7 protein-coding genes are annotated in these 14,229 nt (G+C 49.0%); 4 read left to right on the top strand and 3 right to left on the bottom strand.

The genetic code is table 11. From position 1 onward, the window contains the following. Positions 1-48: 48 nt before the first annotated feature. Genes HYN48_RS08215 through HYN48_RS08205 form a run of 3 tightly spaced genes read left to right on the top strand, consistent with a single transcriptional unit; the run spans position 49 to position 1,725 of the window. Positions 49-462 (top strand): DUF1801 domain-containing protein, encoded by a 414-nt coding sequence (locus HYN48_RS08215; RefSeq protein ID WP_108370646.1) that lies wholly within the window; start codon positions 49-51, stop codon positions 460-462. 28 nt (positions 463-490) lie between these two features. Further along, positions 491-1,291 carry a DUF3050 domain-containing protein gene (locus HYN48_RS08210; protein ID WP_108370645.1) on the top strand — a complete coding sequence of 267 codons (801 nt, stop codon included), beginning with the start codon at positions 491-493 and terminating at the stop codon, positions 1,289-1,291. A 56-nt stretch (positions 1,292-1,347) separates the two neighbouring features. Then, positions 1,348-1,725 (top strand): PH domain-containing protein, encoded by a 378-nt coding sequence (locus HYN48_RS08205; protein WP_108370644.1) that lies wholly within the window; start codon positions 1,348-1,350, stop codon positions 1,723-1,725. Between the two features lie 32 nt (positions 1,726-1,757). Here HYN48_RS08205 and HYN48_RS08200 read toward each other — a convergent pair whose 3' ends face one another. From HYN48_RS08200 to HYN48_RS08190, 3 genes are all read right to left on the bottom strand, one after another. Next, the gene (locus HYN48_RS08200; protein WP_108370643.1) at positions 1,758-2,117 is read right to left on the bottom strand and encodes a hypothetical protein; all 360 of its coding nucleotides are present in this window, start codon (positions 2,115-2,117) and stop codon (positions 1,758-1,760) included. Continuing rightward, the gene (locus HYN48_RS08195) at positions 2,104-2,631 is read right to left on the bottom strand and encodes a DoxX family protein (RefSeq protein WP_245945938.1); all 528 of its coding nucleotides are present in this window, start codon (positions 2,629-2,631) and stop codon (positions 2,104-2,106) included. The genes HYN48_RS08200 and HYN48_RS08195 overlap by 14 nt, the downstream gene beginning before the upstream one ends. Positions 2,632-2,708: 77 nt before the next feature. Then, entirely contained in the window at positions 2,709-3,920 is a 1,212-nt protein-coding gene (locus HYN48_RS08190) for a helix-turn-helix domain-containing protein (RefSeq protein ID WP_108370642.1), read from the bottom strand. A 327-nt stretch (positions 3,921-4,247) separates the two neighbouring features. Here HYN48_RS08190 and HYN48_RS08185 point away from each other — a divergent pair, with 327 nt between their 5' ends. Continuing rightward, entirely contained in the window at positions 4,248-14,117 is a 9,870-nt protein-coding gene (locus tag HYN48_RS08185) for a YDG domain-containing protein (RefSeq protein WP_108370641.1), read from the top strand. Positions 14,118-14,229: the final 112 nt, after the last annotated feature.

The following is a 14,229-nucleotide window of genomic DNA, read 5'->3' as shown; positions in this document are numbered from 1 at the left end:
ATGAAAATATTCCACTGGGGCAGTCGGCAATAATTTTTATATTTGCGCATGAGCAAATCAGCCTACGACCACGACCCGCAAAGTGTAACGGAATTCATCCGCAACCTGCACCCCGATTTTGCCGCATTGACCGAAGCGATCCGAACCGCGGTGCTCGAAACCGACACCCTCGTGAGCGAGCACATCAAATGGAATTCGCCTGCCTTTTTTTACAACGGCGATATGAAACCGTTCGATCCGAAAGAGTACAAAAGGGACATCCTTGTCATACATACGCGAAAAAATTATGCGTTGCTGGTTTTTCCTACCGGTAACATCATCGACGACCGCGACGGCGTATTGGAAGGAAACTACGCTGACGGCCGAAGAATGATCCGGCTGGGCTCCATCGCGGATCTTAATAAAAACCGAATCGCATTACAAAACGTAATAAAAGACTGGCTAGCCAAAGTGGAGCAATAATATCTCCCGCCACACAATAACAATTAAAATGAACGAACAGACAGCAGCAATCAAGAACAGCATCGCGCCATTACGGCAGGAAATCATCAACCACAAAGTATATTCTGCCATAGAAAGTGCCGAAGACCTTAAAATATTTATGCAATACCACGTTTTTGCGGTGTGGGACTTCATGTCGCTTTTAAAGTCACTGCAAAACGAGCTCACGTGCACGTCGGTGCCCTGGTTCCCGAAAGGATCGGCGGATACGCGTTACCTGATCAATGAAATCGTGGCGGGTGAAGAGTCAGATGTGGATCTGAACGGAAACCGCAAGAGCCATTTCGAGCTCTACCTCGATGCGATGCATCAGTGTGGTGCCGATACCGCTCCCATTGAAAATTTCATTTCTGGCCTGAAAAACGGCAGGAGTTTAGAGGATGCCCTTCAGGCTGCAGACATTCCGAAGGAAGCCAGGGATTTTGTCGGGTTCACTTTCAAAATTATCGAGAGCCGCAAAGACTACCTCCAATCAGCGATCTTCACTTTTGGAAGAGAGGATCTGATTCCCGGTATGTTCCTTTCGATGGTCAGCGATCTCGACAGCCGTTTCCCGGAAAGCATTTCGGTTTTTAAATATTACCTCGAAAGGCATATTGAGGTTGACGGTGACCACCACAGCCATCTCGCGTTGCAGATGACGTCCCATTTATGCGGCGCAGACGCAACCCGCTGGGAAGAAGCCACTCAGGCCACCAAAGCATCACTCGCCGCGCGCATGGCGCTCTGGGACGGGGCATACCGACAAATTATGAACAACAAAAAAACGGCGCCGGCAACGGTTTCATAACAGGATAATGGCCTGATCGCCCCTTCGTTTTACAATAATAAACAACTTTACACCTTATGGGAATATTTTCAGCATTACTAGGCAACGCCGGAGCCGTCAATCCGGACGAACTGACCCAAAAATACAGCCAGCTTTTAATCGACGGTGAACATATCGAACTCGGCTTCAAGCTGATCCGTGATACTTTCATCTTTACCAGCAAACGACTGATATTTGTGAATGTCCAGGGACTGACAGGCAGCAAGGTCGAGTACAAATCAATCAACTACAAGAGCATTTCGAGATTCAGCATCGAGTCGGCCGGAACGTTCGACCTCGACGCCGAACTCAGGATATGGGTTTCGAGTGAGGCCGAACCCAGCATCAAGGCACAATTCAGCAAATCGGTGAATGTGTATGAAGTGCAGAAGGTTTTGGCGCACCACGTGTTGTAATGTTGCAAAGGTCCGTCAGCGGAAGCTTACTATTATTTCATAACATTGTACTCAGCCGTGTAGACCAGCGTGTCCTTGTCCCTGAAAAGCAGCCTGCGGTTGTCTTTTCCCTGTAATTCGAAGGCCCCGTTTACGGTAAATTTGATGTCTGTAAAAGCATACCCGGTTGTCATGACCGCCTTAGCGGTGTAGCAGCCGGTAGCCGCGTCATACTGCATCGGGTAATCGTAATCCCAGCTGAATGGCTTGTCGTTTCCGCGGATGCCAACAGATGTGATTTTTTCACTGCTTTTGACTTTGAGTGTAATGAGCAGCGTCCGTTTGTATGAGGGCTGAACGCAGCCGATAAGCGCCAGAGATAAGGCGACGACGAATATCTTAAAGTTTTTCATCAGAAGATTTTTTAGCGGTTAATAAATAGTCGAGTCCGAAGCGGCCCGAACCAAGCACCATATTGAACAGGGCGACGAACAGGAAAGCCATTGCTGGCAGCATATTCCAAAGGGTCTCGCCTCCGTGTTGTATGAACGCGGCTACGATCATCGTGCACGCAATCAGGAAAGAGGCGATGCGTGTCTGCAGGCCCAAAACCAGCAAAAGCCCCCCTACCCCTTCGCTGAAGGCGCCCATCCAGGCAAAAAGTGCAGGACAAAGGGCAAAGACTCCGCCGTAAGCGGCGACATCATTGGGAAACCAGAAGGCTACCTCAAAAAAACCGAGATTGTTTTCCGGCGGCGACCACGGCAATCCGAATTTGGCTGCACCGAAATTAGAAGTTAGCCAGTAGCCACAGACTACACGTGGCGCCATCAGCAGGACATCCTGCCACCAGTAAGGCATGGTCAGTGGTCTTGTTAAGCGGGCGAAGAGCACCCGGACCAGCGTCATTTTTGTTTTTTTTGTCATGATATTGCGTTTTGATTCAGGGCAAAGTTGCAGCTTATGCCTTTGCCGGTCGCTTCATATCATGATTTGAGACCTTTTCAATCGCTTTTTTTCGGAATCAGGGCCAGAAAAGCCGTCGGTGTTTGCCCGGTGTGTTTCTTAAAGGCACGATTAAACGTAGCTTTTGAATTGAAACCACTGTCCAATGCGATCCCGAGCAGCGTCTGTTGCTGGTGTTCGTTGTTTGCAATTCCTGTGCAAACCGCATCAATTCGGAAAGAGTTGACCAGGTCGTTGAAACTCATGCCGAAACCCTGGTTCACGGCCTTGGAAACGAATGTGGGATTTTTTCCGAGTTGAGTTGACACGTCCAACAGCGTGAGTTCCGGATTGCGGTAAAGCGACTCATCTCGGATGAGCCGTTCTATACGTTGCTTCCAATGCTCCAGGTCGGGCAGTTTCTTTGTTTCCTCCTGGTCCCGGAGCTCAAGGGTAGGCGGGGCATCATCGGGTGTGCCCAATGCGACCCGTTGTTGATTGCCTTCCGAGTAGACCCGGAATGCCATTTTCTGAACCACCGGATTGGAATACGCAGTAAGTGCCAGGTAATACATCACCACCGAATAGGCAAGGAAGTACCACCATGACCCGGCATATGATGTCGCCTGGGGATAAAACAACGCGACCAGGTCGAAGATGACGGGCAGGGACATCAAGATCAGGAAGGCTACCAAATAGGTCTTTATCCAGCGAAACAGGATCCCGTCGGCAAAACTGGTGACCTGCACCACAATTTCATTATATGTATCGTAAAAGCGGATGCTTCGGATAAGGTAAAAACCCATCGAGGCCAATCCGGCGTATTGGTACCAAGGTTCAAAATCCTTGTCGCTGCCTGAGGCGTAGAAATAATACCCTTCATAAATGAAATCGTCATAAATCCACATCAAAAGACAGTATACGAGGTATACCGCCGGCAAAACGAAATGCAGCCGCACGTTTTTCGTGACGCTGAACTGCGGATTGAGGAGGCTTTGGGTGTAGCAGTAAATCAGCGGTCCCACCAGAAAAAGCTGCTGAAACGGAATGTAAAACAAAATGTCCCGGTACGGCTGCGCGTCATACCAGCCTGCAAACCCGAGCATCCAGGGCGCAAAATAAAGCGAACAGCAGAAAATGAAGGCGGAGAGCCACACATTTGACGGGTTGTCTGCTGCGATGCCCTTGCGGAGCAGCAGCAGTGCAAATATGATTCCCTGGCTGAAGATGACCAGCAGCAGCGAACTGTAGAAACTGAACTCGAAAAGCATGAAGTACTTGGTTGGGGATGGACACAAAACTACTAAAACTTCTGCTTTGTCTTACAAAGGCATTGACGCTATGTTAACTTAACGGTTACGGCCTGACCAATGCTCCGGAATCCCGTTTGAAATGCCGCGGAAATGCGATTGATACGCGGAAACGCGATGGGCTCAGTCGGTTACAAAATGTAATAAATTGATTTTTTTCTACAAAATGCGTCTGAACGATGTTACTTATCAACAATTTATGCACTCATCCTTAACAAATTATTAATAAGAAAGCCATGGTTTGTTGTTAAAAACACTTAATTTTGCTCCCTGTCAATTAAATAAAAAATGATGAAAACAATTCTACTTAACAGTTACCGTCTCTTACTGGTAGCCCTTCTTCTTTGCGGTGTTAAAAGCGCCGCGCAGACTACGGACGATTTTACAGATGGTAATTTTACTGCATCACCGATTTGGTCTGGGGACACCGGAAGTTTTGGTGTAATTACAACAACTCCCCTTCCCGGTGGAACTGCGACAACAGATGGTTCTTACCTGGCGGGCACTTTGACCTCAGGTACTGCAAATGTCACATTGACCACTCCGAGTACCGAAGTCAGCGAATGGGCATTTTCATTGGGTTCTGGCAGTTTTAGTCCGGCCAGCGGAAATTATTTTGGGGTTATACTTATGTCGAATACCGCGATTACCGGCTCAATGGTGGGCGCTACGTGGACTGGGTATTTCCTAAGGATTGGAGTTGACGGTACTACTGACCCAATTGAATTGTGGAAAAAGTCAGGAGCGGGAGCCCCTACCAAAGTAGGTAATTTCCCTTCAAGCGCAAATTACAACGCCAGCGCGCTAGCTGCTGGTTTAAATATCAGGGTTACCAGAAGTGCTGCAGGTGTGTTTGAATTGTTTTATTCTACGGGCTTTACTTACGGAGCTACGCCTACAACCAGCGCCGGAACTTTAAGTGACAATACAATTACTAGCTCATCATTTTTTGGTGTATACTCCATGTTTACGAATCCTTCTGCAGCCAGAAGGGTTTATCTTGACAATGTAGTTATAGGTGTTGCCAGTACAGCTACCATCACCGGTGCGGCAACCGCAACTGCTTTTACAACGACTTACGGTACCGCATCGGCTGCGCAGACATTCCCTGTCTCAGGAAGCGGCCTTACGGCAGATATTACTGCTACGGCACCAACGGGTTTCGAAGTAGCCAGCGACGGCGTCACTTATGGCAATACGGCTACTATCGCACAAAGCGGCGGTACGGCCAGCGGTACTTTAAGCGTCCGTCTCAAAAACAATGCCGCGGTTAGCGGAAGTTATAACGCTCAGAATATCGTCTTATCCACGACAGGAGCGACGAATGTCAACATCACCACCGCGGCCAGCGGAAATACAGTAAGCCCCAGAGGCGTAACCCTTAGCGGCGTTCTGGTAAACGATAAAGTTTATAATGGCAATACAACAGGATCTTTTAACCTGACCGGCGCCAGCGTTTCAGGCGTGTTATTTTCAGATGTAGTCACGATTAACAGTGCTGCCGCTACGGCTACCTTTGCTTCTGCCAATGCAGGAACGGGCATCAGCGTTACCACTGTTGGATTCGCACTAAGCGGTGCGCAAGCCGGAAATTACAGCTTAACTGCGCAGCCGACAGGGCTGACAGCTAATATTACGCAAGCCGGCCAGACAATTACTTTCGGACCCTTGTCGGACAAACAAAGTACCGATCCGCCGTTCAGCCTGACCGCTACAGCAAGTTCAGGCCTGACGGTAACTTACAGCAGTTCGGATACCAACGTGGCAACCGTTTCAGGAAATACTGTAACGATTGTGGGCGCGGGTGATACCACCATTACGGCGTCACAGGCAGGTGATACAAATTATTCCGCTGCTGCAAACGTGCCACAGAACTTACATGTAATCGCCTCCGTAAAACTGGGACAAACCATTACTTTCGGCGCATTAAGCCCGGTAACTTATGGTGACGCTCCATTCGCGCTGACCGCTACGTCGGATTCGGGGCTTACCGTAACCTACTTAAGCAGCGATCCTACCGTGGCTACTGTTTCCGGCAATACCGTAACCATCCTGAAACCCGGAACGACCAACATCACCGCGCAGCAAGCCGGTGACATCAACTATAATGCGGCCGTAGATGTGGTACAATCACTTACCGTCAATACAAAAACCTTAACCGTGACAGGTGCTACCGCCCAATCAAAAGTTTACGACGGCACTACAACGGCAACAATTACAGGCGCTACTCTCGTAGGTACTGTGGGTGCTGACAATGTTACGGTCAGCGGTGGCGGAACTTTCAGCGATGCGAATGTAGGGACAGCAAAACCTGTAACCCCTGCTTTGACGCTTGGAGGCACTGAAGCTTCAAGATATACCCTGACGCAGCCAACAGGACTTACTGCCGATATTACTGCATTAGTGGTAAACCATATGGTCATCAGCCAGATTTATGGCGGCGGCGGTAACACGAGTGCTACGTACCAGCATGATTTTGTGGAGTTGTTTAATCCAAGCAGTTCGCCAATTAACCTGAACAATTACGCCGTTCAATATTTATCAGCAACGGGTACGGGTGCATGGTCTGCCACAGCGAATCTCGGAAACGTTACCGTTCAACCGGGGAAGTATTTCCTGGTGAGGCTTGCGAACGGTGGCGCAAATGGTACTGCCATCTCTTCATTTGATTTCTCAAACACTGCAATCAACATGTCCGCTACGGCAGGGAAAGTTGCATTAACTAATAGCACTACTGCCCTATCTGGTGGTAATCCTGCAAGTGCCACGATCGTTGACCTTGTTGGTTATGGCGCAACGGCAAGCGCATTTGAGACTGCCCCAGCGGCTGCATTATCAGGCAATGTGAACTCATACAAGCGAAATAATTCCGGTTGTTTGGACACCAATAATAACAGTACTGACTTCAGTAACGGTACTGCGGCCAGTTTCCGTTACAGCGCTACCGCTGCCAACTACTGTAACCCGACGATTGTTGGTGCAGCAACGGCAACAGCATTTACAACCACATACGGTACCGCCTCTACTGCGCAAACATTTGCAGTATCGGGTGGTGGATTGACTGCCAACATTACTGCTACAGCACCAACAGGTTTTGAAGTAGCAAACGATGGCGTTACTTATGGCCCTACGGCCACTTTCACTCAAACCGCAGGAAATGCAAGCGGTACATTAAGCGTCCGCCTTGCTGCCAATGCAGCTGTGACAGGAACTTATAATTCGCAAAACATCGTATTGAGCAGTACAGGTGCTACTTCAGTAAACATCACTACTGCTGCCAGCGGCAACACGGTCAATGCCGCGGCTTTAACAATCACAGGCCTTACCGGTTCAAATAAAGTTTACGACAGGCTTACGACGGCAAGTTTCACGGGAACCGCTGCGTATTCAGGCCTTCAAAATGGGGAAAGTTTCTCTGTAAGCGGAACGCCGGTTGCCAACTTTACGACGGCTACTGTAGGAAACGGCAAAACAATCAACATTACCGGTTATACGGCGCCTTCAACAAACTACAGCCTGACACAGCCAAACCTTACGGCAAATATCACTCCGGTCGATGTGACCATCGCAGGTGTTACGGCGAACAACAAGGTTTATGATGGCAACACTACCGCTACATTAAATACAGGCAGTGCGTCTGTCACAAACGTAATTTCTCCGGACGTTGTTACAGTTAACAGTGCTTCCGCCTCTGCCACTTTTGCTACCGCTAACGCCGGAAACGGAATCGCAGTAACGACAATCGGGTTTACCTTAAATGGTGCAGATGCCGGAAATTACAACCTGGTTTCACAACCATCGTTGACTGCAAACATTACCAAAGCAGGTCAAAGCATTACATTTGGCCCATTGGCAAGCAGACCTGACAATGACCCACCGTTTGCATTGACAGCGACGGCGAGCTCAGGACTGACCGTTACTTATATGAGTTCAGATACCAACGTAGCTACTGTAGCGGGTAACATCGTTACTATCGTTGGTGCAGGTACCACTACAATTACCGCCTCACAGGCAGGAGATTCAAATTATGATGCCGCTGCAGATGTACCGCAATTACAATTGATTACAACGACAACGAAATCAGATCAGATCATTACTTTCAATGCCCTTTCAAATGTAACTTATGGTGATGCAGACTTTGCACTTACCGCTACTGCCGATTCGGGATTAACTGTTACTTACTTAAGCTCTAATCCGAGCGTGGCTACCGTGAGTGGAAACTTGGTGACTATTGTTGCACCGGGTACTACTACAATTACGGCGCAACAAGCCGGAAACAGTGCTTATAATGCTGCTCCCGATGTAAGTCAATCGCTGACAGTAAATACCAAAACACTTACTGTAACCGGAGCCACTGCTTCTAATAAGGAGTATGACGGACTGACGTTTGCTTCCATTTCAGGCGCTACTTTGGTCGGTATTGTCGGATCAGACGATGTGACCGTTAGCGGAAATGGTAATTTTAACAATGCCAATGCAGGAAATGCAAAGCCGGTGACCACTTCGTTGTCGCTTGGCGGCGCAGACAGTGCCAAATATACGCTTACACAGCCTTCTGGCATCACTGCTGATATCACGGCTAAAACAGTGACGGTTTCGGGACTGGCAGCCAACAACAAGCAATATGACGGCACAACCACTGCTACTTTATCGGGGACAGCCGGTTTATCCGGTGTACTTCCCGCAGATGTTGCCAATGTTGCTTTTAACGGTGCCTCAGGTACTTCCACTTTTGCAACCGCTGCTGTAGGAAACGGTATCGCCGTAACTGCAACAGGATATACCTTAACGGGAAGCGCAGCAGGAAATTACAGCCTGACACAGCCAACGGGTCTGTTTGCTGACATTACCGTTAAGACGCTGACGCTTACTGGATTTGCTTTCAACACCAAGACTTATGACGGAAATGATACTGTTTCTATTACGGGCACACCTGCTTTAAGTGGTGTTATCGGCAGCGAAGATGTATCACTGACAGGTGCTTTGACAGCCGTGTTCCCTTCAGTAAACGTAGGCAGCAACTACGCAATTAACATTACAGGATTATCACTTGCAGGTACTGATAGCGGTAACTACATTCTTGATACTACAGGCCATACGGCTTCAATCAACCCAGCAGTCCTGACATATACTGCAGATCCGGCAACAAGGGTTTACAACACTGCGAACCCTGCATTTACCGGAAATGTGACCGGATTCGTTAACGGCGAAACCATCGCTACAGCGACTACAGGAACAGCCGTATTCACTACTATTGCGACGATTGCGAGCCCGGTAGCGTCTTATTCCTTAAACGGATCAGGATTGTCTGCAACCAACTACAGCTTTGTACAGGCCGCAGGTAATGCTACAGCCTTTACAATTACACAGGCAACACAATCGATTACTTTTGGTACACTTGCAACGAAGACTACGGCTGATGCCCCATTTGCATTGACCGGAACAGCGTCTTCGGGACTGACTGTTGCTTACAGCAGCTCTAACCCTGCGGTGGCTACGGTTTCAGGAAATACGGTAACGATTACAGGTGCCGGTACAACGACCATCACTGCGTCACAGGCAGGTAATGTAAACTACAGTGCTGCTACGTCAGTGCCACAGACACTTACGGTAAATGCGGCTCCGGTTTCGATTATTGCCTGGAACGTAAGCACTGAGCCGGGAGGAACGAACTTCTTTGGAAACAGCCCATTGGCTCCAACCACAAGTGCAGCACATGTGGTTAACGGCTCTTTGATAAGAGGATCAGGTGTAGCCACCTCGAACAGTCCTACCGCAGCAACAGGAGCTGCAAGGGGCTGGGGTGGTATCGGATGGGCATCTAGCGCTGCTGCTGCGGTTTCCGCAAATAAATTCATCACATTCAGTACACAGGCAGCAACGGATTATACGCTTTCGCTGACTTCGGTAAATCCTTTCAGTTACAGAAGATCCTCAACAGGTGCTTCATCTGCTGAATTACAGTATTCAATTAATGGCGGCGCATTTACGACCATCACCACGTATACTTTATCAAACACAGCCTCGTCGGGCGCCACACTTACGACCGATCTTACAGGTATTGCCGCACTGCAGAATGTTCCTGCCACAAGTGTAATTACATTCAGGATTGTTCCTTACGGTGCAAGCAGTACCACAGGTACATTCTACATCTTTGACGTTGCAAACTCAACTGCGAGTGACCTTTCTGTTAATGGTATTACGACTTACTCTCCGACCAACCAGGCACCTACCGCTACAGCAGTTTCTGTAACAGGAACTCCTACAATCGGGCAGACTTTGACTGGTAATTACACTTATAATGACACCGAAGGCGACCTTGAAGGTACCAGCACCTACAGATGGTTCCTTTCAGATGATCTTTCGGGATCTAACGAAAATGCCATTCCGGGCGCCAATTCGATTTCGTACCAACTGACGTCGACTGACCTTAACAGGTACATCCGTTTTGGTGTAACCCCAAAAGCCGCGACCGGTACGCCGACAGGTGTTGAGACCTACAGCAGCCCAAGGATGCTGGTAAGCCCTGCGGGTGATGCAGTTTCAACCATCACGGCAGATCCTGCATTTACAGAAACACAAAACGTGAATTATGCCGCATTTACGGGAACTGATGTTACCGGAAGCAGCATTGAGATCGGGCGTTTCCTTGTCAACGACATTGTCGGCACACCGGGTGACGCGCTTACTACAAAGCTGACAAGCCTTACCCTGAGCCTGTCTAACAGCGCCAACTTCGAAAAAGTAGCGCTGTATGACGATGCGAATAATGAAATCAACGAAATTACCGCAGCTGCATCACTGCAGTTCACAGGACTTGCAATCGAAGCCGCTTCAGGTGCTTCCAAATCATTTTCTGTAAGGGCTACATACAAGACGACGGTTACTGACAACCAGCAATCACAATTGGCGGTTACGGCTGCTGTTGCGGAGAGCACAGGGTCTATTTTCGCCGTTGCCAACGCGGGTGGTGCTTCGACTTCAATCACTGCCGATGCAAACCGTATCGAGGTATCCGCTACGGCGCTGGCTTATGGCCAAAACGCTTCAAATACATTCATCAATGTTCCGATGGTCCCTGCGGTGACCGTGAAAGCGATCGATGGCAATAACAACACCGATCTTGATTTCACCGCTCAAATCAATGTGGTATCAACAGGTACCATGGCGCCGGCGAACGCAAATGCGGTGGCAGGGATTGCTACTTTCGCTTCGTTGACGCACACTGCTTACGGTTCAGGATTCCATTTAACAGCTTCCTCAACCGGTTTAACATCTGCTGACAGCGCGACATTTGACGTATTCAATCCGATTTTCTACAACCTGATCGTTGATACGAATCCAAGTTTATCAAACCCGTATACCAACGGACAGTTTGTTGCGGCGAACCTTAGCGCCTCAGGTATTGGCAGAGGAGCCGGAATTTCAGGCAATGCCGGTGCAGACCGTTATAACGCTACCGGATGGGGTGTCGCATTCGACGCTACGGATTATTTTGAATTTACATTGTCACCACAAGGCGGCAACGAAATTGATTTCACAAACCTGATTTTCAGCATGCTTCGTTCAGGCACAGGACCTACAAACCTTGCAGTAAGGTCCAGTCTTGACACTTACACCGCTAACATCAGCTCATTGACTTTGCCAACAACCGCGGCAAGCTTCTTAGTGGATCTGTCGGGGGCGTCTTTCCAAAACGTCGCCGCTCCGATTACGTTCCGTATTTATGCATGGGGCGGAACAGGTACACTGGGTGTCACAGATTTTAACTTCGACGGTGTCATTACCCCAAGTTCGGCGATTAACCTTAACGTTTCGGCTGCATCGCTTAATAAACTTGATTATATCGTGGGCAACGGTCCGTCGGCTTCAAAATCGTTTACGGTGACCGGTGCAAACTTAACCCCTGCTGCAGGCGACATCACGGTAACCAGCGATTCCGCCAGTTTCCAATTGTCAACGGATAATGTCACGTTTGGGGCAGGTCCTTTGACCTTGCCATACACCGGCAGTACATTGGCTGCTACAACAGTGTATGTACGACTGGCTTCCGGACTTACCGAAGCCGCTTACAACGGCACGCTGACGGTGGCCGGCGGTGGTTCAACCGACAAAACCGTTACGGTACAGGGCGCGGTAAGGCTGCCTTTGGCACTGTCTTACGTGAACACATTCCGCACGCAGACACAACATGACGAAGCCGTGAACTTAGGCTTCGGATTCAATGGTGTTACCTTCACTGCAAGCCCGCCGTCAAGCGGATATGAGCAGATGATCGGCAACAATGCTTATGTAGAAACCCCGATTATTGATTTTAATGCGTATGCCGATGTGCAGTTGTCGTTTACGGCTGCTACGTTCAATGGCAGCTCGGGACAAACCCTGCAGGCTGAAATCTCAACAGACGGTGGTAACACTTACGCGCCGCTTTCAGGTGCATTGGCCAGCCCGGTTTCAACAACTTACGTAACCGTGAGCCAGACCATTGACCTGTCTTCATACAACACCTCAAACGGTCGACTGAGATTCAGGATGGCGGTTGGTTCCAATCCGTCCCAAGGTATCCGTTTCAGGGATTTCGCCTTGAGGAAATACACGACCTGGGATGGTAATGCCTGGTCAAACGGTGTTCCTGACGGAGATGCCTTTGCCATCATTGACGGTGACTTCACCTCAGCCACGAATGGAAACAACGGCCTGGCTGCTAAAACCCTGACTATTGATTCAGGAATTGTAACAATCTCTTCGGGAGACTCGCTCACACTTACTGACGATCTGACAATCAACGGCGGGAATCTGGTTTTCGAAAACAATGCCAACATGCTTCAGCTGAACAGCGCTGCGGTAAACACCGGCACCATTTCGATTTCAAGGACTGCAAATATGAGAAGGCAGGATTACGTATACTGGTCTTCGCCGGTAGCCGATATGATCCTTCACGACGTGTCGCCGAATACCCTGCCAAACCGTTTCTATGTATTGGATGAAACCAACAACAATTTCGCCAACGTAGATGCGACGATAACCACGATGGCTGCAGGACACGGCTATATGGTCAGGGCTCCCGCCAATTTCCCGAATACGCCACAGGATTACACTGCGACTTTTTCAGGAACGCCAAACAACGGAACCATTACAGTGCCGGTAACCCGGAACAACCAAGGGTACAACATGGTAGGTAACCCTTATCCTTCGACGATTAACGCGACGACATTCCTTCAGGCGAACCCTAACCTGGGTACGATCTACTTCTGGACGCATTTCAACCAGGCTGCCGCTTCAGGTGCGAATTATGCTACCTTTAACGGCACCGGAGCCGCTTCAGGCTCAGGAAGCGCTGTGCCTAACGGATTCATTCAGGTAGGACAGGGATTTGTAGTGCAGACACCTGCTGCCCCTGCCACTCCTTTGGTAACATTCACCAACAGCATGAGGGTAGACAACCATTCAGACCAGTTCTTCAGGACTGCCAATGACACTGCCAACGGACGCCTTTGGCTCAACCTCAACAATGCAGATGGTGAAAAACTGAACCAAATGCTTGTAGGATATGTTGCCGATGCAACTGATGCAGTCGATGTGAACTTCGACGGTAAGTCGATTGAAGCAGGTAAGCCGGGTATTTACAGCCTGCTTGATGCTACAGCTTACACCATTCAGGGTAAAGCACTTCCGTTTGCAAATACTGATGTTGTGCCGCTGAGCCTGCAGGCAGTAACTGACGGGAACTACAGCATCAGCTTAGACCATACCGACGGATTCTTCTCTGCTGATCAGGATATCTTCCTCAGGGACATCTACACCGGAACCTACCACAACATCAAGAACGGTGCATATACTTTTGCTGCCACTGCAGGAAATTACACCAACCGTTTTGAAGTAGTATACCAAAATGCACCTCTTGGTGTGGAAACACCAGCTTTGGATGCTGACAGTGTCATTATCTACAAGCAAAACGGCCAATTGGTCATCAATACCGGAGCGGTGACTATGGATAACGTGAAAATCTTTGATATCCGCGGCAGGCTGCTGTTTGAGAAATCAGGCGTGAACGCTTCAGCATACACTGTAAACCAGTTCAACGCGGAGCAACAGGTATTGCTAATCCAGGTAACTGCTGATGACAACAGGACCGTTACGAAAAAAGTGGCTTATTAATAAATCACTTTGAGATACTTTTTAAAACCTCCTTCGGGAGGTTTTTTTATTTTTCGACTGATCCAAAAAATCTGAATCGGATGGCCCGGACAGCAGTATTGTGAGGGTCTGC

The organism is Flavobacterium magnum, assembly GCF_003055625.1.
In the GTDB taxonomy this organism is placed as follows: Bacteria; Bacteroidota; Bacteroidia; order Flavobacteriales; family Flavobacteriaceae; genus Flavobacterium; species Flavobacterium magnum.
Note: the sequence above shows the minus strand (reverse complement) of the source record. Positions and strands in the feature narration are given on the sequence as shown.

Coding starts and splice junctions, on each gene's coding strand:
- HYN48_RS08215 (WP_108370646.1), top strand. CDS start 49: ATGAGCAAATCAGCCTACGACCACGACCCGCAAAGTGTAACGGAATTC.
- HYN48_RS08210 (WP_108370645.1), top strand. CDS start 491: ATGAACGAACAGACAGCAGCAATCAAGAACAGCATCGCGCCATTACGG.
- HYN48_RS08205 (WP_108370644.1), top strand. CDS start 1,348: ATGGGAATATTTTCAGCATTACTAGGCAACGCCGGAGCCGTCAATCCG.
- HYN48_RS08200 (WP_108370643.1), bottom strand. CDS start 2,117: ATGAAAAACTTTAAGATATTCGTCGTCGCCTTATCTCTGGCGCTTATC.
- HYN48_RS08195 (WP_245945938.1), bottom strand. CDS start 2,631: ATGACAAAAAAAACAAAAATGACGCTGGTCCGGGTGCTCTTCGCCCGC.
- HYN48_RS08190 (WP_108370642.1), bottom strand. CDS start 3,920: ATGCTTTTCGAGTTCAGTTTCTACAGTTCGCTGCTGCTGGTCATCTTC.
- HYN48_RS08185 (WP_108370641.1), top strand. CDS start 4,248: ATGATGAAAACAATTCTACTTAACAGTTACCGTCTCTTACTGGTAGCC.